The following is a 25,392-nucleotide window of genomic DNA, read 5'->3' as shown; positions in this document are numbered from 1 at the left end:
GGGTGGGAACGGGGGTGGGGCGGGGTGGGACGGGGGGTGGTCGGAAGGGTGGGCGCGGGTTCCGGCGCGGTGCCGGCGCGGGCTCAGCGCGGGGTCAGCCGGACCGGGAAGCGGTCCAGGCCGAAGTTGATGATCGAGCGGTTGTACTCGACCGGACCGGCCGGTTCGATCGTCGCCGCCTTCTCCAGCGCCGCCGAGAACAGCGCGCTCAGCTCGGCCTTCGCCAGCGGCGCGCCGATGCAGTAGTGGGCGCCCAGGCCCAGCGCCAGGTGCTTGTTGGGCGAGCGGTCGAGCCGGATCTCCTCCGGCGCCTCGAACGCCTCCGGGTCCCGGTTCGCCGACCACACCCAGACCGCGACCCGGTCGCCGCGCCGGATCTGCCGCCCGGCCAGCTCGATGTCCCGGGTGGCGGTGCGCAGCGTGTGCAGCCCGACCGAGGTCCAGCGCAGCAGCTCGTCCACGGCGGAGTCCATGTCCACCTCGCCGCGCTGCAGCGCCTGCCACAGGTCCGGCCGGTTGACCAGGGTGTGCAGGCCCATCGCCGCGGTGTGGCGGACCGTCTGGACGCCGCCGACGACGATGTTGTCCAGGTTGAGCACGACGTCCTCGACCGGCATCAGCCGCCCGTTGACCTTGTAGGTGGCCATCATCGAGATGAGGTCGTCCTTGGGGTCGGTGCGCCGCAGCATCACCTGGTGCATCAGGTAGGGGATCAACTGCTGGTGGCCGGCCCGGCGTTCCTCCGGGGTGGCGCCGAGGAAGGCCACGTCGCAGACCCGGACCATCATGTCGCGGTCCTTCTCCGGGACGTCCAGCAGGTCGCACATGACGGCCAGCGGCAGCGCGGAGACCACGTCGACGAGGTCGGCCTCGCCCTGCTCCACGGCCCGGTCGAACAGCTCGCCGGCCCGCTCGGCGATCGAGCGGGAGGCCCCGCGCACGCCGTTCTTGGAGAAGAACGGGTTGGCGGGCGCCCGCAGTTCGCGGTGCTTGGGCGGGTCGGTGAGGGCCATCATCCGGCCCGAGCCGACCGGGACGTTGCCGACGCCGGCGCCCAGCAGCGAGCCGGACTCGGAGCTGAACACCGCCGCGTTGCGCAGGACGTCGGCCGACTCCTTGTAGGTCATCACCGACCAGATCGGGCCGTCGTCCAGGCTGTCGGTGCGGTGGACGGGCGCCTCGCGGCGCAGCTCGGCGACCAGGGCCGGGGTCTCGGGGTTCGCCCACAGGGCGGGGTCGGTGAGATCGACGGACGTGGTGGTCACCATGACGGCTGCTCCTCGGTGGCGGTGGCGGTGGCACGGGCGGTGGCGGTGGCACGGGCGGTGGCGGTGCTGACGGTGGTGGGGTCGGCCGCCGCGCGGCCGGAGAGCAGGGAGGTCAGGAGGTCGACCGGGCCGGGCCGGTCGACGGTGGCGAGCAGGTGCCCACCGGGCAGGACCAGCTGGTCGAAGGCGCCCCGGGTGTGGGCGGCCCAGCCGGAGAGGTCGGTGGTGGCGAGCATCGGGTCCTCGGCGCCGGCCAGCGCGTACAGCGCGGAGGCCAGCGGCGGGTGCGGGTGGTGGCGGTAGGTGGCGCTGACCGCGAGGTCGGTGCGGATACCGGCGAGGGCGAGTTCCACCAGCTCGGGATCGGCGCTGACCAGCTCCTCCAGGCCGGTGAGGCGCAGGAGTTCGGCCGCGTCGAGGTCCTTGGACTCCCGCTCGGTCCATTCGGCCGGGCTGGGTGCCCCGGCCACCACCACGAGTTCGGGTCGGCGGTCGGCGGGCAGGGCCCGGGCCACCTCGTAGGCGAGCAGGGCGCCGAAGCTCTGCCCGTAGAAGGCGGCCCGGCGGCCGGGGGCGAGGTGCGGGGCGATCGCTGCGGCGACCTCGGCCGTCAGCGCGGCGAAGTCGGCGGGCATCGGGTCGCGGCTGCGGCCGCCGCGGGCCGGCGGGCGCAGCGCCCAGACCTCGGTGGCGGGGGCGAGGGCCCGGGCCAGCGGGGTGAAGGCGGTGGCGTCGCCGCCGGCGTGCGGGAAGCAGAACAGCCGGACGGCGGCCTCGGGTCGGGGCGCGGGGAGGAGGAACCAGTCGCCCTCGATCCGCGGCCGGGCGGCGGGGACGGCGGACGGAGTGACAGCCGGGGCTGCCGGGGCTGCCGGGGCGCGGCGGACGGCCGGCGTGGTGGGCAGCGGCGCGGCGGCCGGGCGCGGGCGGGCGGTCAGCGGCGGGCGCGCGGTGGGGCCGGGGCTCGTCGGGGTCGTGGGGCTCATCGGACGGCCGGCCGGCGGGCGGTGAGGGCCGGGCGGGCGGCGGCCGGTCCGGCCGCGGCGGCGCGCTGCACGGCCTCGGTGAAGGCGGCCAGGTCGGCGGCGTCCAGCAGGTGCCGCAGCTGCAGCTCGACGTTCAGCTTGCGGCGCAGCAGGTGGACGACCCGCAGCGCGGCGAGCGAGTGGCCGCCGAGCGAGAGGAAGTCGTCGGCGGGCAGCACCTCGGGGACGCCGAGCACGGTCCGCCACACCTCGGCGACCTGCTCCGCCACTCCCCCGCCGGCCGCCTCCGGCGCCGCCTCGGCGGCCGGGACCGGCAGCGCCCGGTGGTCGACCTTGCCGTTCGGGGTGAGCGGCATCGCCTCCAGCACGGTCACGCCGGCCGGCACCAGGTGCGCGGGCAGGGTGCGGCGCAGTTCGGCCAGCAGCTCGGCGGGGGTCGCCGTCCCGGTCACGTACGCGGCGAGGCGGGTGTCGCCGGGGGCGGGCTCGTGCACGGTCACCGCGGCGGCCGTGACACCGTCCAGCGCCGCCAGCGCGTGCTCGACCTCGCCGAGCTCGATCCGGAAGCCGCGCAGCTTGACCTGGCGGTCGACCCGGCCGACGTACTCCAGCAGGCCCTCGGCGGAGCGGCGGGCCTGGTCGCCGGTGCGGTACATCCGGGCGCCGGGCTCGGTCGTGAACGGGTCGGCGACGAAGCGCCCGGCGGTCAGCCCCGGCTGCCCGGCGTAGCCGTGCGCGAGGCCGGGCCCGGCGAGGTACAGCTCACCGACCGCGCCGGCCCCGGTGACCGGCCGCAGCCGCTCGTCCAGCAGGTGGACCCGCACGCCCGCCAGCGGCTCGCCCAGGTGCGGGCCGGGGCCGGTGATCGGGGCGGTGATCGCGTCGACCGTGCACTCGGTCGGCCCGTACAGGTTGAAGGCGTCGATACCGCCGTCCGCGAGTTCGCGCCAGGTGCGCTCGGGGACGGGCTCGCCGCCCATGAACAGGCGCGGCACGGCGGCGCCGGTCAGCTGCTCGCGCAGCAGCTGCCAGTGCGAGGGCGTCAGGTCGAGGTCGGTGACGGCGTGCTCGGCGAGCAGCGCGGCCAGCCGGGCCGGGTCGGCGCGCCGGGCGTCGTCGACGACCACCAGGGTGTCGCCCCGGCAGATCCGGATCCACTGCTGGACGGAGGCGTCGAAGGAGACGCTGGCGTTCCAGGCGACGACGGACGGCTCGGGGCGGTAGGCACCGGCCTGCTCCAGGCCCGCCGCGAGGTCGGCGACGGCGCCGTGCGGCACCTCGACGCCCTTGGGGCGGCCGGTGGAACCGGAGGTGTAGATGACGTAGGCGGAGTCCAGCGGGTCCGGGACGAAGCCGTCGGCCTCCGTGTCCTCGGACACCGCGTCGGGGCGGAGCACCGGGACGCCGGCCGGGACGGGCGGGGCCGCCTCGGCGCTGACCACGGCGGCGAGCCGGGCGTCGGCGGCCATGAAGGAGATCCGCTCCGCCGGGTAGGCCGGGTCGAGCGGGACGTACGCGGCGCCGGCCCGCCAGACGGCGAGCAGCGCGACCGGCAGGTCCAGGGTGCGGGCGAGGTGGACGCCGACCTTGTCGCCGCGGCGCACACCGCGGGCCCGGAGGGCGGCGGCGAGGGCGGCGGTGCGGCGGTCCAGGGCGGCGAAGTCGAGGCTGCCGTCGGCGGCGTGCACGGCGGTCCGCGCCGGGTGGGCGGCGACGGCGGCGCGCAGCCGGGCCAGCAGGTCGACGGGAGCAACGGGAGCTGCGGGGGTGGTGGCGGCCGGCTCGGCGAAGGTGGTCATGGCGGGGTACTCCTCGATCTCGATGAGGTCGGACACGGCGGTGCGGGTCCAGCGGGTCACGCAGGGTCGAGCGGTGGTGCGAAGTCATGGGGACGCGGCGGAGGCGGGCGCGGAGGCAGGGAGGGGTGGGGCCGGGCACCGGACAGCTGCCCGCGGTCGGGCACCGGCGCCACCCCTCTGCGGCCGGCCCGGTCAGACCTCCCCGGCCAGGCGGGCCAGGGCCCCGGCATAGGTGTCGATGAACTCCTCGGCCGTGGCGTCGTCCACCAGCGCCCGCTGGTGGTCCACGGCGAGCAGCACCCGCTGCGAGGCCGGGTCCTGGATCAGCGAGGCGCCGAAGGTGAAGCTGTTGGGCTCGTGCCGGTAGGTGGGTTCGCTGCCGATCCGGCCGTCCTCGATCCGGGCCGCGCTGAGCCGGCCCAGGGCGTGGAAGCGCAGGTAGCCGAACTGGCTGTCGAGCGCGGTGTCGGCCATCATCCGGGCCAGCCGGGCGAACGGCACCCGGCGGTGCGGCATCATGTCCAGCTCCTCCCGGTGCACGTGCCGCACCAGGGCCGCGAGGTCCTCGCCCGGTTCGGCGACCAGCGGCACGGTGTTGAGGAAGAGCCCGTAGACCTCGGTGCCGCCGAGCCGTTCGAGCCGGCCGTTCATCGCCAGTCCGGTGGTGACCCGCTGCCGCCCGGTGATCCGGGCGAGGGCGTACAGGTGGGCGGCGAGCGCGACGGACTTGACCGGGACGGAGAGCGCGTCGGCGACGGCGCGCAGCTGCCCCGGCGCGTCCGGGAGCACCCGTTCCACGGTGCGCGGCAGCTCGTGGACGTCCTCGCTGCCCGGCCAGAGCTGGCCGGTGGCGCCGTCGAGCCGCCGGTGCCAGTAGGCGAGCGAGTCCCGGTCGGTGGTGGCGGCGCGTTCGACGGCCACGAAGTCGCGGAAGGCGGTGCGCGGCGGCGGGGCGGGGGCGGAGACCGGGTCGGCGGTGAGCGCGGTGTGCCGTTCGAGGATCTCGGTGAGCAGGGAGGTGAAGCTCCAGCCGTCCAGGATCGCGTGGTGCTCGGAGACGGTGAGCTGGAACGCCCGGTCGGCGAGCCGCTGCACGGTGATCCGGAACAGCGGGGGTTCGGCGAGGTCGAACGGCCGGTCGCGGTGGTCCTCGAAGACGGCGCGGACCTCCGGGTCCTGCTGCGCCTCGGGCCGGTCGCGCAGGTCGGCGAACTCGACCGGGGCGGGCAGGGTGCCGTGCACCAGCTGGAGCGGTTCGCCGTAGCCGGAGAGGTCGAGGCCGGTGCGCAGCACGGCGTGCCGGGCCATCGCCTCGTTGACCGAGCGGCGGAACGCGGTCTCGTCGAGGTCGCCGCTGATCCGGTAGGAGTTGACGTTGTGGTAGCTGTCGGTGCCGCCGGCGACCTCCATGTGGAAGACCATCGACAGCTGCATGGACACCATGGGGTAGGCGTCGACGATCCCGGGCGGCAGCTCCGCGCGGTCCTCCTCGTCGATCAGCGCGAACGGCAGGTCGGCGCCGGGGTCGGCCTCGACGGGCCGGGCGAGCGGCAGCAGGGCGGCGACGGTGGGCGCGTTGAAGACGTCCCGCAGCGAGACCTGCCAGCCCCGGTCGTGCAGGGCGCCGGCCAGTTGGACGGCCCGGATGGAGTCGCCGCCGAGGTGGAAGAAGTCGTCGTGGACGCCGATCCCGGACACCCCGAGCACCTCCGTCCAGACGGCGGCGAACAGCTCCTCCTCAGGGCTGCGGGCCTCGACGTGCCGGCCGGCCCGGGTGGGCGCGGCGCGGCCGGGGGCGGGCAGCGCGGCCCGGTCGACCTTGCCGTTGACGGTCAGCGGCAGCGCGTCCAGCACGGTGACGCTCGCCGGGACCATGTAGGCGGGCAGGGAGCGGCCGAGGAACTCGTGGACGTCCGCCGGGGCGCGGCCGGTGACGTAGGCGGCGAGCCGGTCCTCGTGGACGGTCACCACGCAGGCGTCGACGTCGGGGTGGGCGGCGAGGGCGTTCTCGATCTCGCCGAGCTCGATCCGGAAGCCGCGCAGTTTGACCTGGAAGTCGGCCCGGCCGACGTATTCGAGGCCGCCGTCCGGCAGCCGCCGGGCGACGTCGCCGGTGCGGTAGAGGCGGGCGCCGGGCGGTCCGGCCGGGTCGGCGACGAAGCGTCCGGCGGTGAGTCCGGGGCGCCCCCAGTAACCGTGGGCGAGGCTGCCGCCGCCGATGTACAGCTCGCCGGGGACCCCGGGCGGGCAGGGCCGCAGCCAGTCGTCCAGGACGGCGGCGGTCAGGTGCGGCATCGGCTCGCCGATCAGGCTGCGCTCGAAGCCGGCGCCGCCCTCGGCCACGTCGTGGATGGTGACGTGCACGGTGGTCTCGGTGATGCCGTACAGGTTGCACAGCCGGGCGGGCGGCAGCGGGTCGAGGTCGTGCCAGCGCTGGACCACGCCCGGGTCGAGCGCCTCGCCGCCGAGCATGATCCAGCGCAGGTCCGGCAGGGCGCGGGGGCGGCGGCGCAGGGCCGGTTCGAGCTGGCGCAGCGCGGACGGGGTGAGGCACAGGTGGGTGACCCGCTCGGTGTCGAGGAGTTCGGTGAACTCCTCGGGCGAGCGGCTGGTCAGGTAGGGCACCACGAGCAGCCGGGCGCCGTGCAGCAGCGCGCCCCAGAGCTCCCAGACGGTCCAGTCGAAGGCGTAGCTGTGGAACAGCGTCCAGGTGGTGTCCGGGCCGAAGCCGAAGTGCTCGCGGCCGGAGTCCAGCAGCCGGCTGACGTGCTCGTGGGCGACGGCGACGCCCTTGGGGCGGCCGGTGGAGCCCGAGGTGAAGATCAGGTAGGCGAGGTCGCCGGGGCGGCCGACCGAGGGCGGGCGGGTGTCGGGGCGGGCGGCGACCTCGGCGGCGCCGGGGCTGCCGGCGGTGAGGTCGAGGGTCTGCCAGGGGCCGTCGGGGGCGCGGTCGGGGCGGTCGGTGAGGACGGCCCGCACGGCGGTGTCGCCGAAGACCAGGGCGGCCCGGTCGGCGGGGGCGACGAGGTCGACCGGCACGTAGGCGGCGCCGGCCTTGAGCACGGCGAGGATCGCGACCGGCACGGCGGCGGTGCGTTCCAGCAGCAGGCCGACCCGGTCGCCGGGGCGGACGCCGCGCTCGATCAGGGTGTGCGCCAGCCGGTTGGCGCGGCGGTCGAGTTCGGCGTAGTCGAGGCGCTCCTGCCCGTCGTCGACGGCCGGGCGGTCGCCGTGCGCGTCGGCGGCCCGTTCGAAGAGGTGGTGCAGGCAGTGACCGTCGTCGAGCCGGGCGGGGCGGGGCCGGGCCCCGGCGGCGGGGGCGGCGGTGAGCCGCAGCACGGTGGCGTCCGGGTCGGTGAGCGCGGCGTCCAGCAGGGCCGCGTAGTCGGCGGCGAGGCGGTGGATCGTGCCGGGGTCGAAGAGGTCGCCGTTGTACTCGGCCTCGCCGCGCATCTCGCCGCCGCCGTCGCCGACGGGTTCGAAGACCGACCAGGTGAGGTCGAACTTGCTGGTGCCGTTGGCGCGGACGGTGCGCCGGGCGACGGCCGGGCCGAGGGCGAGCGGGGCGCTGTCCTCGCTGTGGGCGCCGAACACCACCTGGACCAGCGGCGGGTGCTGCGGGGTGCGGGCGGTGCCGAGGTGGTCGACCAGCTGGTCGAAGGGCAGGTCGAGGTAGCCGAAGGCGTCGAAGGCGCCGTCCTGGATGTCGGCCAGCAGACCGCGGAAGCTCGCGTCCGGGGCGAGCCGGATCCGCAGCGGCAGCAGGTTGACGAAGTAGCCGAGCAGGTCGGCGAGTTCGGGCCGGTTGCGGGTGGTGACCGGGGTGCCGACGAGCAGGTCGTCGGCGCCGGTCCAGCGGTTCAGCAGCAGGGCGAAGGCGGCGAGCTGGACGGTGAAGGGGGTGACGCCCTCCTGCTCGGCCAGGTCCCGGACCCGGGCGGCGCTGCCGGGGGCGAGGCCGAAGTGCTCGGTGCCGCCGCGCTCCCCGCGCTCGGCCGGCCGGGGGCGGTCGCCGGGCAGGTCGAGCAGGGTCGGGGCGCCGTCCAGGCGGTCCTTCCAGTACGCCAGGTGCTCCTCGTAGGAGGTGTCCCGCTCCTCCTCGGCCCAGTCCGCGTACTGGGTGCCGAGCGCGGGCACCTCCACGGTCCGGCCCTCGACGAACGCCCGGTAGTGGTCGGTGAGTTCACGCTCGAAGAGGTCGGCCGACCAGCCGTCCCAGATGATGTGGTGGACGACGAACAGCAGGGTGGTGCGCTCGTCGGCGAGCCGGAGCGCCTCGGCGCGCAGCAGCGGGCCGGCCGCGAGGTCGAACGGTTCGGCGGCCCGTTCGGCGATCAACTCCTCGGCGCGGGCCTCGCGTTCGCCCTCCGGCAGGGCGCGCAGGTCGGTGACGGCGAGCGGGACGGCGAGCCCGGGGTGGACGTGCTGGCGGGGGCCGTCGGGGTGCAGGGCGAAGGTGGTGCGCAGCGCCTCGTGCCGGGCGGTGACGGCGTCCAGGGCCCGGGCCAGCAGGTCCAGGTCGAGCGGGCCGGTGACCTCGTACGTCCAGGGGGTGGTGTAGGTGACGGCGCCCGGGTCGAGGCGGTCGAGGAACCAGAGTCCGCGCTGGAGGCCGGAGGCGGGCGCGGTCCGGACGGCTGCGGTTTCGGTGCCGGTATCGGGGGCGGGGGTGTCGGACGGGCGCACGGCCTCGTTCCCTTCGGTGCGAGCGGTGTCGGGGCGGCCCGTCATCACGAGGCCAGCCGTTCGGCGATGGCGCCCACGGTGCGGCCGCGGAACACCACGTGGGGCGGGACCTTGGTACCGGTCTCCTGCGAGAGCCGCATGGCGACCCGCACGGCGGCCAGCGAATTGCCGCCGATCCGGAAGAAGTTGTCGTCCGGGCCGAGGTCGCCCGGCAGTTCCAGCACGGCCCGGACGGCGTCGGCCACCAGGCGCTGGCCGGGCGTCAGCGGGTCGGGGGTGCCCGGGTCGGCCGGGGCCCCGGCGCGGCGCTCGGCGGGTGCGGGCAGCGCCTTGCGGTCGACCTTGCCGTTGGGGTTGAGCGGCAGCGTGTCCAGCACGTCGACGGTCGCGGGCACCATGTGCTCGGGCAGCAGCGCCGCCAGGTGGTCGAGCAGCGCCTCCGGACCGACCGGGCCGGCCCCGGTGACGAGAGTGTCGAGGGTGACGTAGGCGGCGAGCCGGTGGTCGCCCGGGGCGGGCTCGTGCACGGTGACGGCGGCCTCCCGGACGGCGGGGTGGCGGGTGAGCGCGTCCTCGATCTCGCCGGGCTCGACCCGGAAGCCGCGGATCTTCACCTGGTCGTCGATCCGGCCGGTGATCTCCAGCAGCCCGTCCGGCCGCCGGTGGCCGAGGTCGCCGGTGCGGTAGAGGCGTTCGCCGGGGGCGCCGAAGGGGGCGGCGACGAAGCGTTCGGCGGTCAGCGCCGGGCGGCCGAGGTAGCCGTGGGCGAGGCCGCCGCCGGCCGCGTACAGCTCGCCGGTGGTGCCGTCGGGCACGGGTTCGAGCCGCTCGTCCAGGATGTGGACCGCCTTGCCGTGCAGCGGGCGGCCGATCGGGATCGCGGCGCCGGCGGCGTCCTCGGCGGTGGCGCGGTGGCAGGTGGTCAGGCCGAGGCTCTCCACCGGGCCGTAGCCGTTGGCGACCACCAGCCCCGGATACTGGTCGAGCGCCTTGCCGACATGGGTGACCGAGGCCCGCTCACCGGCCGTGAAGGCCACCTTGAGGTCGTCGTAGGTCGCCGGGAACTCCTCCAGCAGGAAGTTGAACAGGCTGGCCGAGAGCTGGAGCTGGGTGACGCCGTGGCGCCGGGTGAGCTCGGCGATCGCCTGCGGCTCGGGCCGCTGGCCGGGCTGGAGCACGCACACCCCGCCGAAGGCCAGCGCGCCGTACAGCTCCAGGGCGAAGGCGTCCCAGGACACCGGGGAGCACTGCAGCCAGACCTCCTCGGGGCCGAAGCGGGCGTAGTCCTGGCCGAGGTAGGTGGTGGTGAGCGCGCGGTGCGGCACGGCCACGCCCTTGGGGCGGCCGGTGGAGCCGGAGGTGAACATCACGCAGGCGAGGTCCTCGCCGGTGACCGGCACGCCCGGGTCGTGGCCGGGGCGGGCGGCGATCGCGGCGGCCTGCGCGTCCAGATCGAGGTGGCGCCCGACCGGGAACGGCGGGCTCGCGTGCCGGTGGGTGACCAGCAGCGCGGCGGCGCTGTCGGCGACCGCCCCGGCCAGCCGCTCGGCCGGGAAGTCCGGGTCGAGCAGGGTGTACGCGGCGCCGGTCTTGAGCGCGGCCAGCAGCGCCACCACCAGGTCCGGGCCGCGCTCGACCAGCACGGCGACGGTGTCGCCGCGACCGGTGCCGGCCTCGGCCAGGTGGTGGGCGAGCCGGTTGGCCCGGGTGTTCAGCTCGCCGTAGGAGAGCCGCTGCTCACCGGAGACCAGGGCGAGGGCCTGCGGGGCGGCGGCGGCCCGGGCCTCGACCAGGGCGTGCACGGGCGTCTCCACGGCGGTGGCGAGGGTGCCCAGCCAGGCGTCGCACAGCTCCGCCATGGTGGCGGCGTCGAACAGGTCGGAGTCGTACTCGAACCGGCCGGTGAAGTCGGTGCCCCGGTCGTCGACGGAGATCGACAGGTCGAACCGGGAGACCGGGTTGGAGTACAGCTCCCGGGTGACCTCGATGCCGCCGACGGTCAGCGGGCGGGAGTCCAGCGGGTGCAGCTCCAGCAGCACCTGGCAGAGCGGGTTGCGGTTCTCGGCCCGGTCGTCCGGGCGGTCCTCCAGGACGGTCGCCGCGATGTCGTCGAACGGCGCCTCCTGGTGGCGGTAGCCGGCGATCGCCACCTCGCGGACGTGCCGGACCAGGTCGCGGAAGTCCACGCCCTCGTCGAGCCGCACCCGCAGCGGCAGCAGGTTGACGAAGTATCCGACCAGGGCGTCCAGTTCGGGCCGGCCACCGCGGACGCTGACCGGCGAGCCGAGGACGAGGTCGCGCTGTCCGGTGCGGCGGTGCAGGGTCAGCGCGAGGGCGGCCAGCAGCACCATGAAGGGGGTGGCGTCCTCGCTGCGGGCCAGCGCGCGGACGGCCTCGGCGACCGGGCGCGGCATGGCGAAGCGGTGGAAGTCGCCGCGGAACTCCTGGACCTCGGGCCGGGGGTGGTCGGTCGGCAGCACCGGCTCGGTCGGGGCGTCGGCCAGGTGCTCGCGCCAGTGGGCGAGTTGGCGCTCGGCGCTCTCCTGGTCCCGGTACTGCCAGGCACTGTGGTCGGCGTACTGGACCGCCGGCTCGGGCAGCTCGGCCGGGCGGCCGGTGGCCGACTCCTCGTACAGGGCGGCGAGTTCGCTCTCCAGTACGGGCAGCGAGCCCTCGTCCCAGACGATGTGGTGGCAGAGCAGCAGCAGGGTGGCGGTGTCGCCGGTGCGGTAGAGGTGGGCGCGCAGCAGCGGGCCGGTCTCCAGGTCGAAGGGGACCAGCGCGGCCTCGGCGACCAGCCCGTCCACCCGCCCGGCCTCGGTGTCGGTGACGGTGAACGGCACCTCGACGGCGGGGTGGACCAGCTGCCGGGGGCCGTCCTCGGTCAGCTCGAAGGTGGTGCGCAGCGCCTCGTGCCGGGCCACCACGCCCGCCAACGCCCGGTGCAGCCGGTCGGGGTCGACCGGGCCGGCGAAGCGGAACACCCAGGGCACGATGTAGGTCGGTGCGTCGGGGTTCATCTGGTCGAGGAACCACAGCCCGCGCTGGTACTTGGACAGCGGCGCCGAGGTGGCGCCGGCCCGGGTGAGCGGAGGGCGCTCGCCGCCCGAGGAGGCGGTGACGGCGGCGGCGAACCCGGCCAGGGTCGGGGCGTCGAAGATGGCGTACGGGGAGATCATGCCGAAGGCGTCGAAGACCCGGCCGACCACCCGCACGGCGGTGAGCGAATCGCCGCCGAGGTGGAAGAAGTTGTCCTCGGCGCCGACCTCGGGCACCCCCAGGACGTCCGCCCAGACGGCGGCGATCAGCTGTTCGGCGGGGGTGCGCAGCGGGCGCCCGGCGGGGGCGGCGGCGGGCTGCTCGGCCTGCGGCTCGGGCAGGGCGGCGCGGTCGACCTTGCCGCCGGCGGTCAGCGGGAAGGCGTCCAGCGCGGTGACGGTGGCCGGGACCATGTGCTCGGGCAGCCGCTCGGCCAGGTGGGAGCGGAGCGCACCCGGGTCCGGCGCCGCGCCGGTGACGTAGGCGGCGAGCCGGCCCTCGTGGGCGAGCACCACGGCGCCGGCCACGTCCGGGTGGGCGGCAAGCAGCTGTTCGATCTCGCCGGGCTCGACCCGGAAGCCGCGGATCTTCACCTGGTGGTCGGCGCGGCCGACGAACTCCAGCGGGGCGTCCGGGGCCGCGCGGCGGACGACGTCACCGGTGCGGTACATCCGGGCGCCCGGCTCGGGCGCGAAGGGGTCGGCGACGAAGCGGCCGGCCGTCTGGCCGGGGCGGCCGTGGTAGCCGGCGGCGAGCAGCGGACCGCCGAGGTAGAGCTCGCCGGCCTCGCCGGGAGCGGTGACGGGCCGCAGCCGGTCGTCCAGCAGGTAGGCGCGGCGGTCGCCGAGCGGGGTGCCGATCGGGACGGACCCGGCGCCCGGCGCGGTGGGGCCGGCCAGCCGGTGGGTGGTGGCGGTGACCACCGTCTCGGTCGGGCCGTAGGCGTTGAGCAGCGGCACTCCGGTGGTGTCCCACCAGGTGGCGGCGGCGTCCGGGTGGAGCCGGTCGCTGCCGGAGACCATCAGTCGCAGGGTGCGGGGCGCCCGGTCGCGGCCCCGGTCGCGCACGGCCGGTACGACCTCCTGGAAGTAGCCGGCGGGCAGGTTGGCGACGGTGATGCCCTCGGTGTCCAGCAGGTCCAGCAGGGCGTCGGGGGCGAGCAGTTGCCGCTCCGGGACGACCAGGCAGGCGCCCGCGGAGAGGGCGGTGAGCACCTGCTCGACGGCGACGTCGACGGTGGGGCGGGCGAGGTGCAGCACCACGTCCTCGGCGGTGAGGCCGAAGCGCTCGACGGCGGCGGCCAGATGGCCGGTGAGGGCGGCGAGCGGCACGTGCACGCCCTTGGGGCGGCCGGTGGTGCCGGAGGTGTAGATGAGGTAGCCGGCGGTGGCGGGCGGCTCGTCGGGCAGGTTGCCCGTGGGCTCTCCCCCGGGCTCACCGGTCAGCTCGCCGTCCGTGAGGGCGAGGGTGGCGCCGGCGTCCTCACGGATCCAGCGGTTGCGCTCCTCCGGGGCCTCCCGGTCCAGCGGCAGGTAGGTGGCACCGGCGCGGAGCGCGGCGAGCAGGCCGACCAGGTGGTCCAGCCGGTCGCGACCGGTGACGGCGACCGTGCGGCCGGGGGCGATCCGGGCGGCGAGGGCACCGCTCAGCTCGTCCAGCTCCCGGTAGCGGACGGTCCGCTCGCCGAGCCGGACGGCCGGGCGGTCCGGGAACCGGCGCGCGACGGATATGAAGGGGAAACCGCGAGATTCCATCATCCAACCCCGATGAATTAACGATGCTGCGGGCAGTGGTCTCGACCGTAGGCCCGCTTTCCGGGGCCGATCGGCAGAATTCCCGGAAGACCATCGGCAGTTTCAACTGCCGCTTGCAGAAACGGAGTTGCCGCATACACAGACGGCCCGCCGGGGCGCACGGAGGCGCCGCGACGGGCTCGCGGGAATACGGTCTGCGATTGTCGGTGAAGTGCTGGAGAGGTGGGGCAGTGAATTACTGGGGAAAGTCCGGGGACCACACGTCCGCGCGCTCCAGCGCGGCCGGCGTGTACTTCCCGAGCGCGCTGATCAGCAGCCGCAGCTCCAGGGCGAGGCAGTCCGCGAAGCGGATCAGCCCGTCCTCCGGGTCCTCGGCGGCGGCGAGCAGGGCCGCCCGGCCCAGGCCGACCGCGCGGGCGCCCAGCGCCAGGCTCTTGACCGCCCGGCCGCCCTCCCACATCCGCCCCGAGACCAGCAGGCACGGCGGCGGCCCGGCGGCGGCCAGCCGGCGCAGGCACTCCGCCAGCGGCAGGCCGACCTGGGCCGGGAAGACGGCCGGCGCCCAGCCGGTACCGCCCTCCGCGCCGTCCACGGTGACGGCGTCCGCCCCCGCCTCGGCGGCCACCCGGGCGGCCTCGGCGACGTCCCGGCCGGGGTGCAGCTTCACCCAGATCCGGGCCCGGGGGAAGTTGTTGCGCATCAGCCGGACCTGCTGGCGCAGGATCTCCGCCGTGAAGGTGCCGGGCGTGCTGGCGCGCAGCACCCGGCCGTCGTCGCCGAACACCGGGTCGATGCCGTAGCGGTCGCCGAGCCGCTCGGCGTCCGCGGCGTCCAGCACGGTCATCCCGCCCAGGCCCGGCTTGGCGCCCTGGCCGACCTTCAACTCGAAGGCGAGCCGCCCGGATTCGAGCAGCGGCAGGGCCGCCGGGTCGCTGTAGACGAGGTTCCACACCTCGGCGTCGGCGTCCTCGGTGGACTGCTGCACGGCCACCCCGCCCAGCCCGTCCGGGAGTTCCCCGGCGTAGGCGCGCAGCCGGCCGAGCAGGGCCCGGTCGGCGGCCTCACCGAGCCGGCCGTAGCCGTTCACCGGGACGACGTTCTCGCCGATCACCATCGGCAGGCCGAGCACGCCCGCCTGCCGGCTCAGCGCCAGGCCGATGTCGCCGCCGGCCGCCCGGGTGGAGCCGGTCGCGGACACGTACACCGGCAGCGAGGAGGTGAACCCGCCGATCCTGGTGGTGAGTTCGACGTCCCGGTAGTCCGGTTCGCGGCCCAGGTCGATCAGCCGGGCGAGGCGCTGCGGCACGAACACCGGCGGCACGATCCGCAGGGCGTCGAGCGCGTCCCCGGCGTCCGGGCCCGCCTGCCCGGCAGGCGGGCGCTCGGCGCCGAGCAGCACCTGCCCGTAGCTGCCGGGCGGCGGGAAGGCGGCGGCCGTCCCGACTCTGGCCCGGTGCCGGACCTCCTCCTCCGGGAAGCCGGGTGCCGAGAGGTCGCTCATGCGCCCGCCCCGTTCCGCCCGGCCCGTCCGCTCCGCCCGCCGCGTCCGGTCCGACTGCTGCGTCCGCTCACGGCGACACCACCCCCGCCAGCTTCGGGAAGGCGCTGGCCTGCCAGACCGCGTCCAGCCCGGCGACGTAGCGGGTCAGCCGCTCCACCCCGATGCCGAAGCCGGCACTGGCGGGCACGCCCTCGCGGACCAGGTCCAGGTACCAGCGGTACTTCTGCGGGTTCTCGCCGGTCTCCCGCATCCGGGTGATGATCTCGGCGTAGTCGTTGGTGCGCTGGCTGCCGCTGCACAGCTCGCCGAAGCCCTCGGCCGCGATCAGGTCGAAGTTCCGCAGCAGGCCCGGGTCCTCGGGGTTCTCCCGGTCGTAGAAGCCGCGCGAGCCCTTGGGGTAGTCGGTGACGAAGAACGGCCGGTCGCGCCGGGCGGAGAGCAGTGCCTCGCCGTCCCAGTCGAGTTCGGCGTCCGGGCTCTGCGGGTGGCCGAGGCCCTGGAGCTCCGCCACCGCCTCGGCGTGCCGCATCCGGCCGAAGGAGCCCTTCAGCAGCTCGGCGAACGCATCGGTGTCACGGCCGAGTTCGGCGAACTCCTTGGGCAGCTCACGGACCGCGCTGCCGACGATGTGCGCCACCAGCTCCTCCACCAACTGCACCACGTCGTCCCGGGTGGCGCCCGCCACCTCCACGTCCAGCTGGTGGAACTCGGCCAGGTGGCGATTGGTCCCGGCGGTCTCCAGCGGCTCCAGCCGGACGTTCGGCGCGATGCAGAAGATCTTGTCGAAGGCCAGCAGCGAGGCCTGCTTGTAGAGGATCGCGCTGGTCATCAGCTTGTAGCGGTGGCCGTAGAAGTCGATGTCGACCTGCTTGGAGCCGCGCGAGCCGGGATCGGTGACCGGGCCGATGATCGGCGGGAGGAGCTCGGTGAAGCCCCGGCCGCGCAGGAACTCACGGGCGGCGAACAGCAGCTGGTGCTGGATCCGCAGGGCGGCCCGGGTGGTCGGGGAGGTCAGGTGGCGGCCGGGCTCGGGGAGCGTCGCGGCGCCGGTCGCAGGGGTGGGCCCGTCGGTGGTCATGGCGTGGTGTGTCCCAACTCTCGTGATGCGGCGGGTGTTCGGTCGAGGTCCGGGGTTTCGGCGGCGCGGCTGTCGTAGCTCCACTGGACGTGGGAGAGCGCGCCGAGCAGGTCGGCCGAGCCGAGGATCGGCGGGCGCGGGCCGCCGGACAGGCCGGCGATCGGCATCGAGCCGACGTTCGACCAGTGCAGCCGCCCGTCCGGCCCGAGCGAGCTGCGGGCCCGGCCCGCGTTGTCGGGGTGCAGGCAGTAGGGCACGTCCAGGTAGCCGGCCGCGAAGGCGCGGACCAGGGCCCGGCCGATGTCGGTGTCCAGCTCCAGCACCGCGCCGATCAACGCCCGTGCCTCGGCCTCGATACCGGTGTCCGGCACGGCGGTGAGCGGCGGGCGCAGGCGCTCCGCGGCGGCAGCGGCGGCGGCCGTCTCCAGTGCCGTCACGTTCTCGCCGACGGTCGGGATCCGGTGCGCCTCGGCCGTCGTCTTCACGATCAGCCGGGCCGCGCCGGTGCGCACCGCCAGCCGGGCCGCGTCCTCCAGCAGCAGCCGGGCCCCGCCGGGGGTGCGCGGGAACACGCCCATGTAGGCGTAGAGCACGAGGTGCCGGTCGACATCGGGCAGCAGCTCGTCCGCGAGCCGGCCGAGCACGGTGAGCGCCTCCTCGTCCTGCGCCCGGTCCGGCTGCTGGGCGTAGCTGAGCGAGATGCTGCGCAGCCCGTGCTGGCGGAAGAACAGCGCCTCCAGCACGCTGACCGCGATCAGCAGACTGGGCGGGCAGAGCTGCCCCATCAGACAGCCGCCGAAGGTCTCCAGATGCGGCTCCGCTCCGAACTCCCGCAGTGAGGCGAGGAGTTCGCAGCTGCGCCGCCAGCAGGCCACCGCCTCGCTGAGCGGGGTGCGGCTGTACGGCAGGCAGTAGGAGACCGGGCCGCCCTCGGTGGCGTCCAGGCCGACCGCGAGCAGCGCCCTGATGATGTGCTCGGGCATCGCCGAACCGTGCCGGACCTGCACCGGGAAGCGGGCGTCCGCGATCCCGCGCAGCACCGCCCGGGTGACGTCCACCGGGTGGCTGGCGATCGGGTAGCCGTTGAGGCCGACGCCCTCGGTGAGCGCGCTCCGGGCGGCGGCGAGGTCGCCGGTGCGGGTGTAGCTGTCCAGGGTGATGGTGCCGACCGTGGTGGCGTCGGCGCCGCGGGTGGCGAGCAGGCCGTCGCGCATCCGCAGCGGGTCGGCCATGCCCATCCGGGGCTGGACCACCAGGGTCCCGGCGGCCCGGGCGCGGGCGACGAAGGCGCCGAAGCCGGGGGCGGCGGGGGCGTCCCCGCGCGGCGCGGTGGCGAGGCCGGTCATCGCAGCACCCCGGAGGCGGAGGCGGTGGGCAGGGATCTGGCGGCGGTGGGCAGCACACGGTCGGCGGGCGCGGGCACGGCCCGCGAGGCGGCGGGCAGCGCGCCGACGAAGGAGCGGAAGTCGGCGACCGAGCGCCCCTCCTCGAACACCCCGTCGTACCCGGCCGCGAGCAGCGACCGCTGCCGGTCCGGGTCGCCGGAGCCGGCGATGCCGAGCTTGCCGCCGATCACCGTCGGGGTGGCGGCCAGTTCGGGGCAGGCGCGCAGCGCCGGGATCACCCGCAGGCCGTCGTGGTAGCCGTGCCCGTTGACGCTGCTCAGCACGATCAGGTCGGGCTCGATCCGGCGGCACTCGGAGACCAGCAGCTCGTCCGGCACACAGGCACCCAGGTTGGTGACCCGGTGGCCCAGCTCCTCCAGCAGCAGCTGCAGGAAGACCAGGTTCCAGGTGTGCGAGTCCGAGGCCATGGTCGTCACGACGACGTCCAGACCGGCCGGTTCGGCCTTTCCGCGCTGCGGCTCCAACTGGTTCACGGCGCAAACCCTCTGTAGTCGGTGGGTGGTGGGAGTCCCGGCCCGGCGGCGCCGGCGACCGGCTCGCCCGGCCTGAGCAGAACGCTAGGCAGGATCCGGTGGGCGGACCGGCAGCTCGTCCGGCAAGTGACGGGCAGTATCGGGACCCGGCGGCGCCCCGGCGGCTAGCCCGCCGCGGCCAGCACCGGGTACGCCCCGGCGCCGCCGAACAGCCGCCGGCAGAGGTTCAGCACCGTGAACCGGACGCCGTCCCGGGCCGGCACACTGCGGATCAGCCCGCTGGCCAGCAGCTCGTGCACAGCGGCCAGCGACTCCTGCGGCGGCCGCCCGCTCAGCTCGACGGCGTCCTCCCCGGACCAGTCCCCCGGCTCGGCGGCCAGCCGCTCCAGCAGGTCGCGCTGGCCCAGCGTCAGCCGGTCCACCGCCGCGTCCAGCGCCTCGCCCACACCCCCGCGCCCGCCGAAGCCGGCCGGCGGCGGCCCCAGGTGGAACGGCCCGTCCGCCATCCGCGCCACCAGCTGGCGCGGCGAGAGCACCGTCGACCAGCCGGCGGCCAGCTCCAGGGCGCCGGGCAGGCCGTCCAGCTGCCGGCAGAGCGCGGCCACCGCGGGCGCCTCCTCCGGTTCCAGCCGGTACCCGGGGCGCAGCCGGCGCAGGTGCGACAGCAGCAGCCGGACGGCGCCGACCTCGGCCAGCGCGGCCGGGTCGTGGTCGAGCTCGGGACCGGGCGTGGGCAGCGGGGCGAGCGGGACCACCTGCCCGCCGGGCAGCGGCTGCGCGACCCGGGCGGTGATCAGCACGCTGAGGCCGGGGCAGCGCTGGAACAGCTCGTCCAGCAGGGCGGTCTCCACCCCGGAGTCGGCGCCGTCCAGGACCAGCAGGGTGGGGCGGGCGCCGATCGCCCCGACCAGGTCGGCCCGGCGCTCGGGGCCCATCCCGGGCTGGCGGGCCCAGTCGATCCAGCGCACCGACCAGCGGGCGGTCAGGTGCAGCCGGCGGGCCACCTCCAGCACCAGCCGGGTCTTGCCGACCCCGCCGAGGCCGGCCACGGTCATCAGCCGGTCGCCGTGCACGGCGAGGGCCTCGGTGAGCACGTCGATCTCCGGTTCGCGGCCGACGATGGCGCCCCGGGCGACCGGCGGCGCGGTCGGCTCGTCGCGCGGCTCCTCGGCGAGCGCCTGGCGGCGTGCGGCCGCCTCGAACACCGAGCGGCTGCGGCCCTCCAGCCGCAGCGCGTCGGCGAGCAGCCGGACCGTCTCCTGCCGGGGGCGCTGGACCCGTCCGCTCTCCATGTCGCGGATCGCCCGGACGCTCAGTGTCGCGTGGTCGGCGAGGATCTGCTGGGTCAGGCCGATGCGCTCGCGCCGGATCCTGAGCAGCTCGCCGAAGCCCGCCGTCGACTGCAGGGTGTGACCGCCGTCCATGCTCCGTCCGCCTTCCGTGGGTTGGCCAAGTACCGGGGACCAGGGGCCCGCGCCCCCCGTCAGGCGGGCCCGAGGGCGGCGCCGGACGGTGGTGACCGTCGGACCGGCTTTCCCCTGGCGCCGATGGTCCACGGCCCGGCTCTACGGCCGATCAACGGTCGATCACCACAGGTTCACGACACCTCCGCATCGTCCACGAACCCTCCGGACGCCTGAAGGCATGGAACGGGATCGACGACTCTGGGCGGGACCGGCGAGAAAGGGGGGTGCCACGGGACCGGCCCGGGCGTACCGCATCGGGGGACGGTACGCCCGGGCCGGTGGCTCGGAGCGGGGCAGGACGGGAACGGGGCGGCGTCAGGCGCGCTGGAGCCCCGGGTTGTACGCCTCACTGACGAAGGAGGCGGCGGTGGACACCGTGCCGCCGGGGCGGGTGATGTGCGAGACCACCCGGTAGTCGGCGCGGGCGTGCTCCTCGTCGAGCGTGATCGCGGTGTAGCCGCGCCGCCCGTCGTAGAACTTCAGGTGCGGGTTGGCGGCAGTCAGGGTGGCCCAGTTGGCCGGGTGCTCCGCGCCGTCCCCGTCGCTGGCGATCGAGGTGCCGACGATCTCCACGCCGACGGTCCGCGAGTCCGGGTCGTCGAAGTCGCGCTTGACGTCCATCGCGTAGGCGACGTGCACGTCGCCGGTGAGGACGACGAGGTTCTCGACGCCGATGTCCTCGACGCCGGCCAGCAGCCGTTCGCGCGCGGCCGGGTAACCGTCCCAGGCGTCCATGGACAGCTTGGAGACCTCCGCGGTGGTGTTCTTGCGGCGGGAGAGCACCACCTGCTGCGGCACCACGTTCCACACCGCGCGGGAGCTGCGGAAGCCGTCCAGCAGCCAGCGCTCCTGGGTGGCGCCCATCAGGGTGCGGCGCGGGTCCGCCGACTCCGCGGTGGGGAACTGCCAGCCGTCGCCGTTGGCCTGGTCGGAGCGGTACTGACGGGTGTCGAGAATGTCGAACTGCGCCAGCCGGCCGTAGTGGTGGCGGCGGTACAGCTTGAGTTCGGTGGCGGTCGGCTGCGGCATCCGCAGCGGCATGTTCTCCCAGTACGCGCGGGTGGCGGCGGCGCGGCGGGCGACGAACGCCTCCGGGGACTGGCCCTTCTCGGGAATGCCGGCCGCGTAGTTGTTCTCCACCTCGTGGTCGTCCCAGGTGACGTACCAGGGGAAGGCGGCGTGCGCGGCCTGGAGGTCGGGGTCGGTCTTGTAGAGGGCGTAGCGCAGCCGGTAGTCCGCCAGGGTGGTGGTCTCGTGGGCGAACAGCGACGGCAGGGTGCGGTCGGTGTACTTACGGTCGCCGCCGACGGCGTCGATCCCGTACTCGTAGATGTAGTCGCCGACGTGGAAGACGGCGTCGAGGTCCTCCTCCGCGAGGTGCTTGTACGCGGTGAAGTAGCCGTCCTCGTACGCCTGGCAGGAGACCAGGCCGAAGCGGACCCGGTCGACGTGGCGGTTGCGGGCCGGGGCGGTGCGGGTCCGGCCGACCGGGCTGGTCCAGGCACCCACCCGGAAGCGGTACCAGTACACCCGGTCGTGGTCGAGGCCGTCGACGTCCACGTGCACCGACCAGTCGAACTCGGCGTGGGCCCTGGCCGTGCCGCGCCGGGCGACCTTGCGGAAGCGCTCGTCCCGGGCCACCTCCCAGTCCACCTTGACCACGCCGGCCGGCGGCAGGCCGCTGCCGGGCTCCAGCGGGCGGGGGGCGAGACGGGTCCAGAGCACCACCGCGTCGCCGAGCGCGTCACCGGAGGCGACGCCGAGGGTGAACGGGTTCTCGGTCAGGGTGCGGGGCGCGAGCTCCGTGTCGGCGGCGTGGGCGCTCGGCAGCTCGGTGGTGAACGCGAGCGCGGCGGCCGCCGAGGCGACCGTCAGGAAGCGGCGGCGGCCGAGGCCGAGCCGGGCGGCGGCCTCGGTCAACTGCCGGTCGGGCGAGGGCTGCTGGTCTGTGCGGGCCATGGGCTGGACTGCCTTCCGTACGCGGGGGCCGGCCGGCTGGACACACCGGCTGTGTACGGAGGGAAATTGGAGTGGACCGCGCGGTACGGCGGGCGTCGGAGCATCGGCGGGCAGGTGATCATCGCGTGATCACAGCGGCCGGATCGGACAATCGGGGAGATTCCCCCGTAGTCACGCAGCGGAATTCGCTCCGGATTCGTACCGAGCGGGGCGGTCGGCGCGGACCCGCCCGCCCCACTCGGCCCGCCGGTCCTGCCCGCGCGCAGATGGACGAGCGCCGCCCGTCCCTCCACCGCGCGCGGGGTGCACGCCCGTCGGCGGAGCCTCGCGGCCCCGCACGGACGGCGACCGGCAGGTCCTCGGCCACCGTGACGGTCGACGGCGTTCACGGCGGAGCCCGGAGCGAGATCACCCCGACGGGCCTGCGGGTGGGTGGCGGCAGCCAATCACGACACCGCACCCACCCGCAAACCCGCCGCTCACGGCATCGGACGGAGCGTCATACTCCGAGCCCGGAAGGGTTGTTCACGGTCCGCCGCCCAGTGGGGAGCGGCCCGCCGCCCCAGCGCCGGAAGGTCGGACGCAGGAGGGGCCGGCGGAGGCCCGGCGCCTTCCGGGGCGGACCGTGCGGGAACAACCGATTCGCTTTTCGCCCACCGGTCGTGTTCACCGACGCGGGGTGGAGCAGCTCGGTAGCTCGCTGGGCTCATAACCCAGAGGTCGCAGGTTCAAATCCTGTCCCCGCTACTCAGTAGCAGCGAAGGCCCGGAGGATACGTCCTCCGGGCCTTCGCCGTTCGCGAAGCCGCCCCGGAACCCGTTCCCGAAACCGATTCCGAAGCCGTTCCCCGATCCGGGAATTGCGGTCGCTCATCCCGCTCCGGCGCAAACCTCCGCCTCCGCCAGGTACCGCGCCACCGGGCCCAGGGTCAGCATTCCACTGGCGGCGCCGGCGTGTTCCGCACCGGCATCACGCAGGGCAGCCGCAGCGTGCGCGGCGATCGCGCGCTCGCCGAGGCGTACCGCGGCGCGGGCGGTCAGGCACCACATGGCCTCCTGCATATGGTCACGCGGTGGTTCGGGCACCGCGGCGAGGGCGGTACGGGCCTGCTCGCCCCGGTCCTGGGCGAGCAGCACGAGGGGTCGCGTCCAGTGCCGGTACGGGCCCCAGTCGAGGTGCGGGTCGGTGGGCGCGGGCCGGTCGTGCAGCAGGCGCAGTCCCAGCAGGGCGAGCGGGAACAGGCCGTGGTGCAGCCCCGGCATCCCGGCCGTCCGGAGGGCGTCCTCGGCAGCGCGGTAGAGCGCCGCTGCCGCGGCGGCGGTCGGTCCGCCGGGTCCGGCGCTGCGGGCGGCTGCGGCCCGGGCCCTGAACCACCCGGTGAGGACGGGGACGAGGGGCGCCTCGGTGGTGGCGGCGAGCCGGTCGGCCGCATCGGCGTGCGAGGTCGCGGCGTCCAGGTCGCCGAGGGCCGAGGCGGACTGCAGGCGGACGAGTCGGCCCAGGACGGCGAACTTCGGCAGCTCGTGCCGGGTGGCCAGGTCCAGGATCTCGGCGCCGGTGCTGTCCCGTGCCGCCGCGAGCCCGGGGCGGGTGAAGGACTGCAGGAACACCCCGTTGAGGGCGAAGGCCAGCAGGGCGGGATCGGCCAGCTCCCGTGCCAACTGCTCGGCCCGACGCGCCGCCTGCTGCGCGTGCTCCAGCTCGGTCCCCGACAGATCGGCGCTGCGGCTCTCGACGGCGACCGTGGCCAGGAGGCGGGCGCGCAGGTCGGCGGGGCCGTCCGTGCCGAGCCCGGTGAGTGTGCGCTCGGCAGCCGCGACCACGGCGCGGGACTGCTCGGGGTCGTCGGCCCGGCTCCAGACGGCGGGCACGTCGTAGGCGCCGATGATCCGGGCGGTCAGGGCAAGGTCTCCCGTGCGTTCCGCCGCACGGACGGCGGCGAGGCGGTCGCGCCGGGAGCGGACGAGGGCGTCGCCGCCCGCCAGGGCGAGGGTGCGGGCCAGATCCACCGTGGTGCGCGGGCCGAGCCGGACACCGTGGCCCGTCCACGCGGTACGCACTCCTTCGGAGGGAACGGCCCCGTTGAGGATGTCCGTCTCCAGGCGCCGGAGGCCGGCACCGGGGTCGAGCCCGAGTCGGCCGACGAGCATGGCGCGGGCGCGACGGAGGGTGGCCAGCGCGTCGGCGCGGCGGCCCGCGCGGTACAGCGCGCGGGCGAGCAGCTCCCAAGCCGGCTCGCGCCACGGGTGTTCGGCGACCTGGGCACCCAGTTCGGCGACGAGGTCGGCCCCTTCCCCGGAGTCGAGAAGGATCCGGGCGCGCAGTTCCACCCCCTCCAACCTCAGTTCCTCCAGCCGGGCCCGCTCGCGCTGCGCCCATGGGGAGCCGGTCACATCGGCGTAGGCGGGGCCGCGCCAGGCCGCGAGTGCCGCGGCGAGGCCGGTCACCGCGTCGGGGTCGCGGCGGGCTCGGGCCAGGGTGTCCTGGAACCGGTGGACGTCCACCTCGTCGCGCGGCAGGCGCAGCGCGTAGCCGGGGCCTTCGGTGACGATGACGCGCGGCGGCCGCCGGGGCGGCCGGTCGGGTTCGAGGGCGCGGCGCAGCGCGGCGACGAACGTACGCAGGGCGCCCACGGCGCGGGCGGGCGGATCGGTCCACAGGTCGTCGACGAGGGTGTCGGTGGTGACCGTCCGTCCCTCGGCGGCGACGAGCCGGGCGAGCACCTCGCGATGGCGGGGTCCGCCCAGGTCGACCGGGCTGCCGTCGTCGCGGAGGGCACGCACCGCACCGAGCACGTCGATTCGCATGACCCCATCCTCCGTGCCGGAGGCCGACCGCGCCCCACCGTACTGATCGGTTGCTGATCGCCGTCGTCGAGGCTGATCCGGTCGAGTCCCCGACCCGAAAGGGTGGTCCCTCATGATGCTCACCGTTCCCGGCTTCGATCACGTCCGCCTGCCCGGCGCGGACGGTGTGGAGCTGGCTGCCGCCGTGGGCGGCAGCGGCAGTCCGGTCGTGCTGTTGCACGGATTTCCCCAGACCCACCTGATGTGGCGACACGTCGCCGAGCGGCTCGCCGACGAGCACACGGTGATCCTTCCCGACCTGCGGGGGTACGGCGCCAGCGACAAGCCGGCGGCCACCGGCCCCGAGGTGTACGCCAAGCGCACCATGGCCGCCGACGTCGTGACCCTGGCGGCGGCGCTGGGCCACGAGCGCTTCGCCCTGGTCGGCCACGACCGGGGCGCGCTGGTCGCCTTCCGGGCGGGGTTGGACCACCCCGGGACCATCACGCACCTGGGCATCCTCGACGTCGTGCCGACGCTCGACATGTGGAACGTCCTGCGCGGCGCCTCGGCTGCGGTCGGCTACCACCTCTTCCTGATGGCGCAGCCGCCGGGCCTGCCGGAGGCGATGATCACAGGCAGCGCGGACGCGTTCTTCGGCTCGTTCCTCGACGCCTGGGCCGACGACCCGACCGGCATGCCCGAGGACGTACGTGCCGAGTACCTGCGCGCGAGCGCCGCGGCGGTGACGTCGATCGTCGCGGACTACCGGGCCTCGGCGGACATCGACATCACGCACGACCAGGCCGACCTGGACGCCGGTTCGCAGCTGGCCATGCCCGTGACGGTCGTCCAGCAGGACTGGGGCGCGCGGCTCGGCTACGACGCCGCCGGGGTGTGGAAGGCGTGGGCGCCGGACCTGGACCACCGGCTGACCCGCGCCGGACACTTCATGGCCGAAGAGGCACCCGACGAGATCGCGGCCGCGATCCGGAGCCTGCTGGCCCGCTGAGCCTCCTGCTCAGGTGCTGCTGAAGCGACCCGGCCGAAAGCGATTCGCTTTTCGCCCACCCGGTGCCGTAGGGTCGTGTTTACCGACGCGGGGTGGAGCAGCTCGGTAGCTCGCTGGGCTCATAACCCAGAGGTCGCAGGTTCAAATCCTGTCCCCGCTACTCAGTAGCAACGAAGGCC

At 75.3% G+C, this 25,392-nt stretch carries 13 protein-coding genes and 2 tRNA genes; 3 read left to right on the top strand and 12 right to left on the bottom strand.

The features are described from left to right. Window positions 1–83 precede the first annotated feature (83 nt). The 11 genes from ADK60_RS03300 to ADK60_RS03250 form a co-directional block, all read right to left on the bottom strand. On the bottom strand, window positions 84–1,268 hold the full coding sequence (locus ADK60_RS03300) for a cytochrome P450 (RefSeq protein ID WP_045943800.1): 1,185 nt from the start codon (window positions 1,266–1,268) through the stop codon (window positions 84–86). Continuing rightward, window positions 1,262–2,254 (bottom strand): thioesterase II family protein, encoded by a 993-nt coding sequence (locus ADK60_RS03295; protein ID WP_234370923.1) that lies wholly within the window; start codon window positions 2,252–2,254, stop codon window positions 1,262–1,264. The genes ADK60_RS03300 and ADK60_RS03295 overlap by 7 nt, the downstream gene beginning before the upstream one ends. Then, window positions 2,251–4,113 (bottom strand): non-ribosomal peptide synthetase, encoded by a 1,863-nt coding sequence (locus tag ADK60_RS03290; protein ID WP_286185249.1) that lies wholly within the window; start codon window positions 4,111–4,113, stop codon window positions 2,251–2,253. The genes ADK60_RS03295 and ADK60_RS03290 overlap by 4 nt, the downstream gene beginning before the upstream one ends. 132 nt (window positions 4,114–4,245) lie before the next feature. Next, window positions 4,246–8,739, bottom strand: coding sequence for a non-ribosomal peptide synthetase (locus ADK60_RS03285; protein WP_053643086.1), 4,494 nt, complete (start codon window positions 8,737–8,739; stop codon window positions 4,246–4,248). A 44-nt stretch (window positions 8,740–8,783) separates the two neighbouring features. Continuing rightward, window positions 8,784–13,532: a non-ribosomal peptide synthetase gene (locus ADK60_RS03280; RefSeq protein ID WP_053643084.1), complete on the bottom strand. Its 4,749-nt coding sequence runs from the start codon at window positions 13,530–13,532 to the stop codon at window positions 8,784–8,786. Window positions 13,533–13,767: 235 nt separating this feature from the next. Beyond that, window positions 13,768–15,033 (bottom strand): glutamate synthase-related protein, encoded by a 1,266-nt coding sequence (locus ADK60_RS03275; RefSeq protein ID WP_053643082.1) that lies wholly within the window; start codon window positions 15,031–15,033, stop codon window positions 13,768–13,770. Window positions 15,034–15,100: 67 nt separating this feature from the next. Beyond that, on the bottom strand, window positions 15,101–16,111 hold the full coding sequence (locus tag ADK60_RS03270; RefSeq protein ID WP_053643079.1) for an asparagine synthetase A: 1,011 nt from the start codon (window positions 16,109–16,111) through the stop codon (window positions 15,101–15,103). Then, window positions 16,108–17,457 carry a methylaspartate mutase gene (locus tag ADK60_RS03265; RefSeq protein WP_053643077.1) on the bottom strand — a complete coding sequence of 450 codons (1,350 nt, stop codon included), beginning with the start codon at window positions 17,455–17,457 and terminating at the stop codon, window positions 16,108–16,110. Before ADK60_RS03265 ends, ADK60_RS03270 begins: the two co-directional genes overlap by 4 nt. Next, complete coding sequence (locus tag ADK60_RS03260; protein ID WP_286185248.1) at window positions 17,454–17,990, bottom strand: cobalamin B12-binding domain-containing protein; 537 nt, start codon at window positions 17,988–17,990, stop codon at window positions 17,454–17,456. The genes ADK60_RS03265 and ADK60_RS03260 overlap by 4 nt, the downstream gene beginning before the upstream one ends. A 164-nt stretch (window positions 17,991–18,154) precedes the next feature. Then, complete coding sequence (locus tag ADK60_RS03255; protein WP_053643075.1) at window positions 18,155–19,414, bottom strand: helix-turn-helix domain-containing protein; 1,260 nt, start codon at window positions 19,412–19,414, stop codon at window positions 18,155–18,157. Between the two features lie 357 nt (window positions 19,415–19,771). After that, entirely contained in the window at window positions 19,772–21,415 is a 1,644-nt protein-coding gene (locus ADK60_RS03250; RefSeq protein WP_053643073.1) for an alkaline phosphatase D family protein, read from the bottom strand. A gap of 673 nt (window positions 21,416–22,088) precedes the next feature. On the opposite strand from ADK60_RS03250, the gene ADK60_RS03245 reads away from it, so the two are divergent. Next, window positions 22,089–22,162 (top strand) — tRNA-Met (locus ADK60_RS03245). Between the two features lie 122 nt (window positions 22,163–22,284). Here the strand turns inward: ADK60_RS03245 and ADK60_RS03240 are convergent. Beyond that, window positions 22,285–24,222: an AfsR/SARP family transcriptional regulator gene (locus ADK60_RS03240; RefSeq protein WP_053643071.1), complete on the bottom strand. Its 1,938-nt coding sequence runs from the start codon at window positions 24,220–24,222 to the stop codon at window positions 22,285–22,287. Between the two features lie 112 nt (window positions 24,223–24,334). On the opposite strand from ADK60_RS03240, the gene ADK60_RS03235 reads away from it, so the two are divergent. Further along, window positions 24,335–25,213, top strand: a complete 879-nt coding sequence (locus tag ADK60_RS03235; RefSeq protein WP_053643069.1) for an alpha/beta fold hydrolase — start codon at window positions 24,335–24,337, stop codon at window positions 25,211–25,213. An 86-nt stretch (window positions 25,214–25,299) separates the two neighbouring features. Next, window positions 25,300–25,373 (top strand) — tRNA-Met (locus ADK60_RS03230). Window positions 25,374–25,392 lie beyond the last annotated feature (19 nt).

The sequence above is a fragment of the Streptomyces sp. XY431 genome (assembly GCF_001279805.1).
GTDB classification, from domain to species: Bacteria; Actinomycetota; Actinomycetes; order Streptomycetales; family Streptomycetaceae; genus Kitasatospora; species Kitasatospora purpeofusca.
Note: the sequence above shows the minus strand (reverse complement) of the source record. Positions and strands in the feature narration are given on the sequence as shown.

Excerpts from the sequence above, each read along its gene's own strand:
- ADK60_RS03235 (WP_053643069.1), top strand. The coding sequence starts at position 24,335 with ATGATGCTCACCGTTCCCGGCTTCGATCACGTCCGCCTGCCCGGCGCG.
- ADK60_RS03250 (WP_053643073.1), bottom strand. The coding sequence starts at position 21,415 with ATGGCCCGCACAGACCAGCAGCCCTCGCCCGACCGGCAGTTGACCGAG.
- ADK60_RS03240 (WP_053643071.1), bottom strand. The coding sequence starts at position 24,222 with ATGCGAATCGACGTGCTCGGTGCGGTGCGTGCCCTCCGCGACGACGGC.
- ADK60_RS03275 (WP_053643082.1), bottom strand. The coding sequence starts at position 15,033 with ATGAGCGACCTCTCGGCACCCGGCTTCCCGGAGGAGGAGGTCCGGCAC.
- ADK60_RS03265 (WP_053643077.1), bottom strand. The coding sequence starts at position 17,457 with ATGACCGGCCTCGCCACCGCGCCGCGCGGGGACGCCCCCGCCGCCCCC.
- ADK60_RS03295 (WP_234370923.1), bottom strand. The coding sequence starts at position 2,254 with ATGAGCCCCACGACCCCGACGAGCCCCGGCCCCACCGCGCGCCCGCCG.
- ADK60_RS03255 (WP_053643075.1), bottom strand. The coding sequence starts at position 19,414 with ATGGACGGCGGTCACACCCTGCAGTCGACGGCGGGCTTCGGCGAGCTG.
- ADK60_RS03280 (WP_053643084.1), bottom strand. The coding sequence starts at position 13,532 with ATGGAATCTCGCGGTTTCCCCTTCATATCCGTCGCGCGCCGGTTCCCG.
- ADK60_RS03300 (WP_045943800.1), bottom strand. The coding sequence starts at position 1,268 with ATGGTGACCACCACGTCCGTCGATCTCACCGACCCCGCCCTGTGGGCG.
- ADK60_RS03270 (WP_053643079.1), bottom strand. The coding sequence starts at position 16,111 with ATGACCACCGACGGGCCCACCCCTGCGACCGGCGCCGCGACGCTCCCC.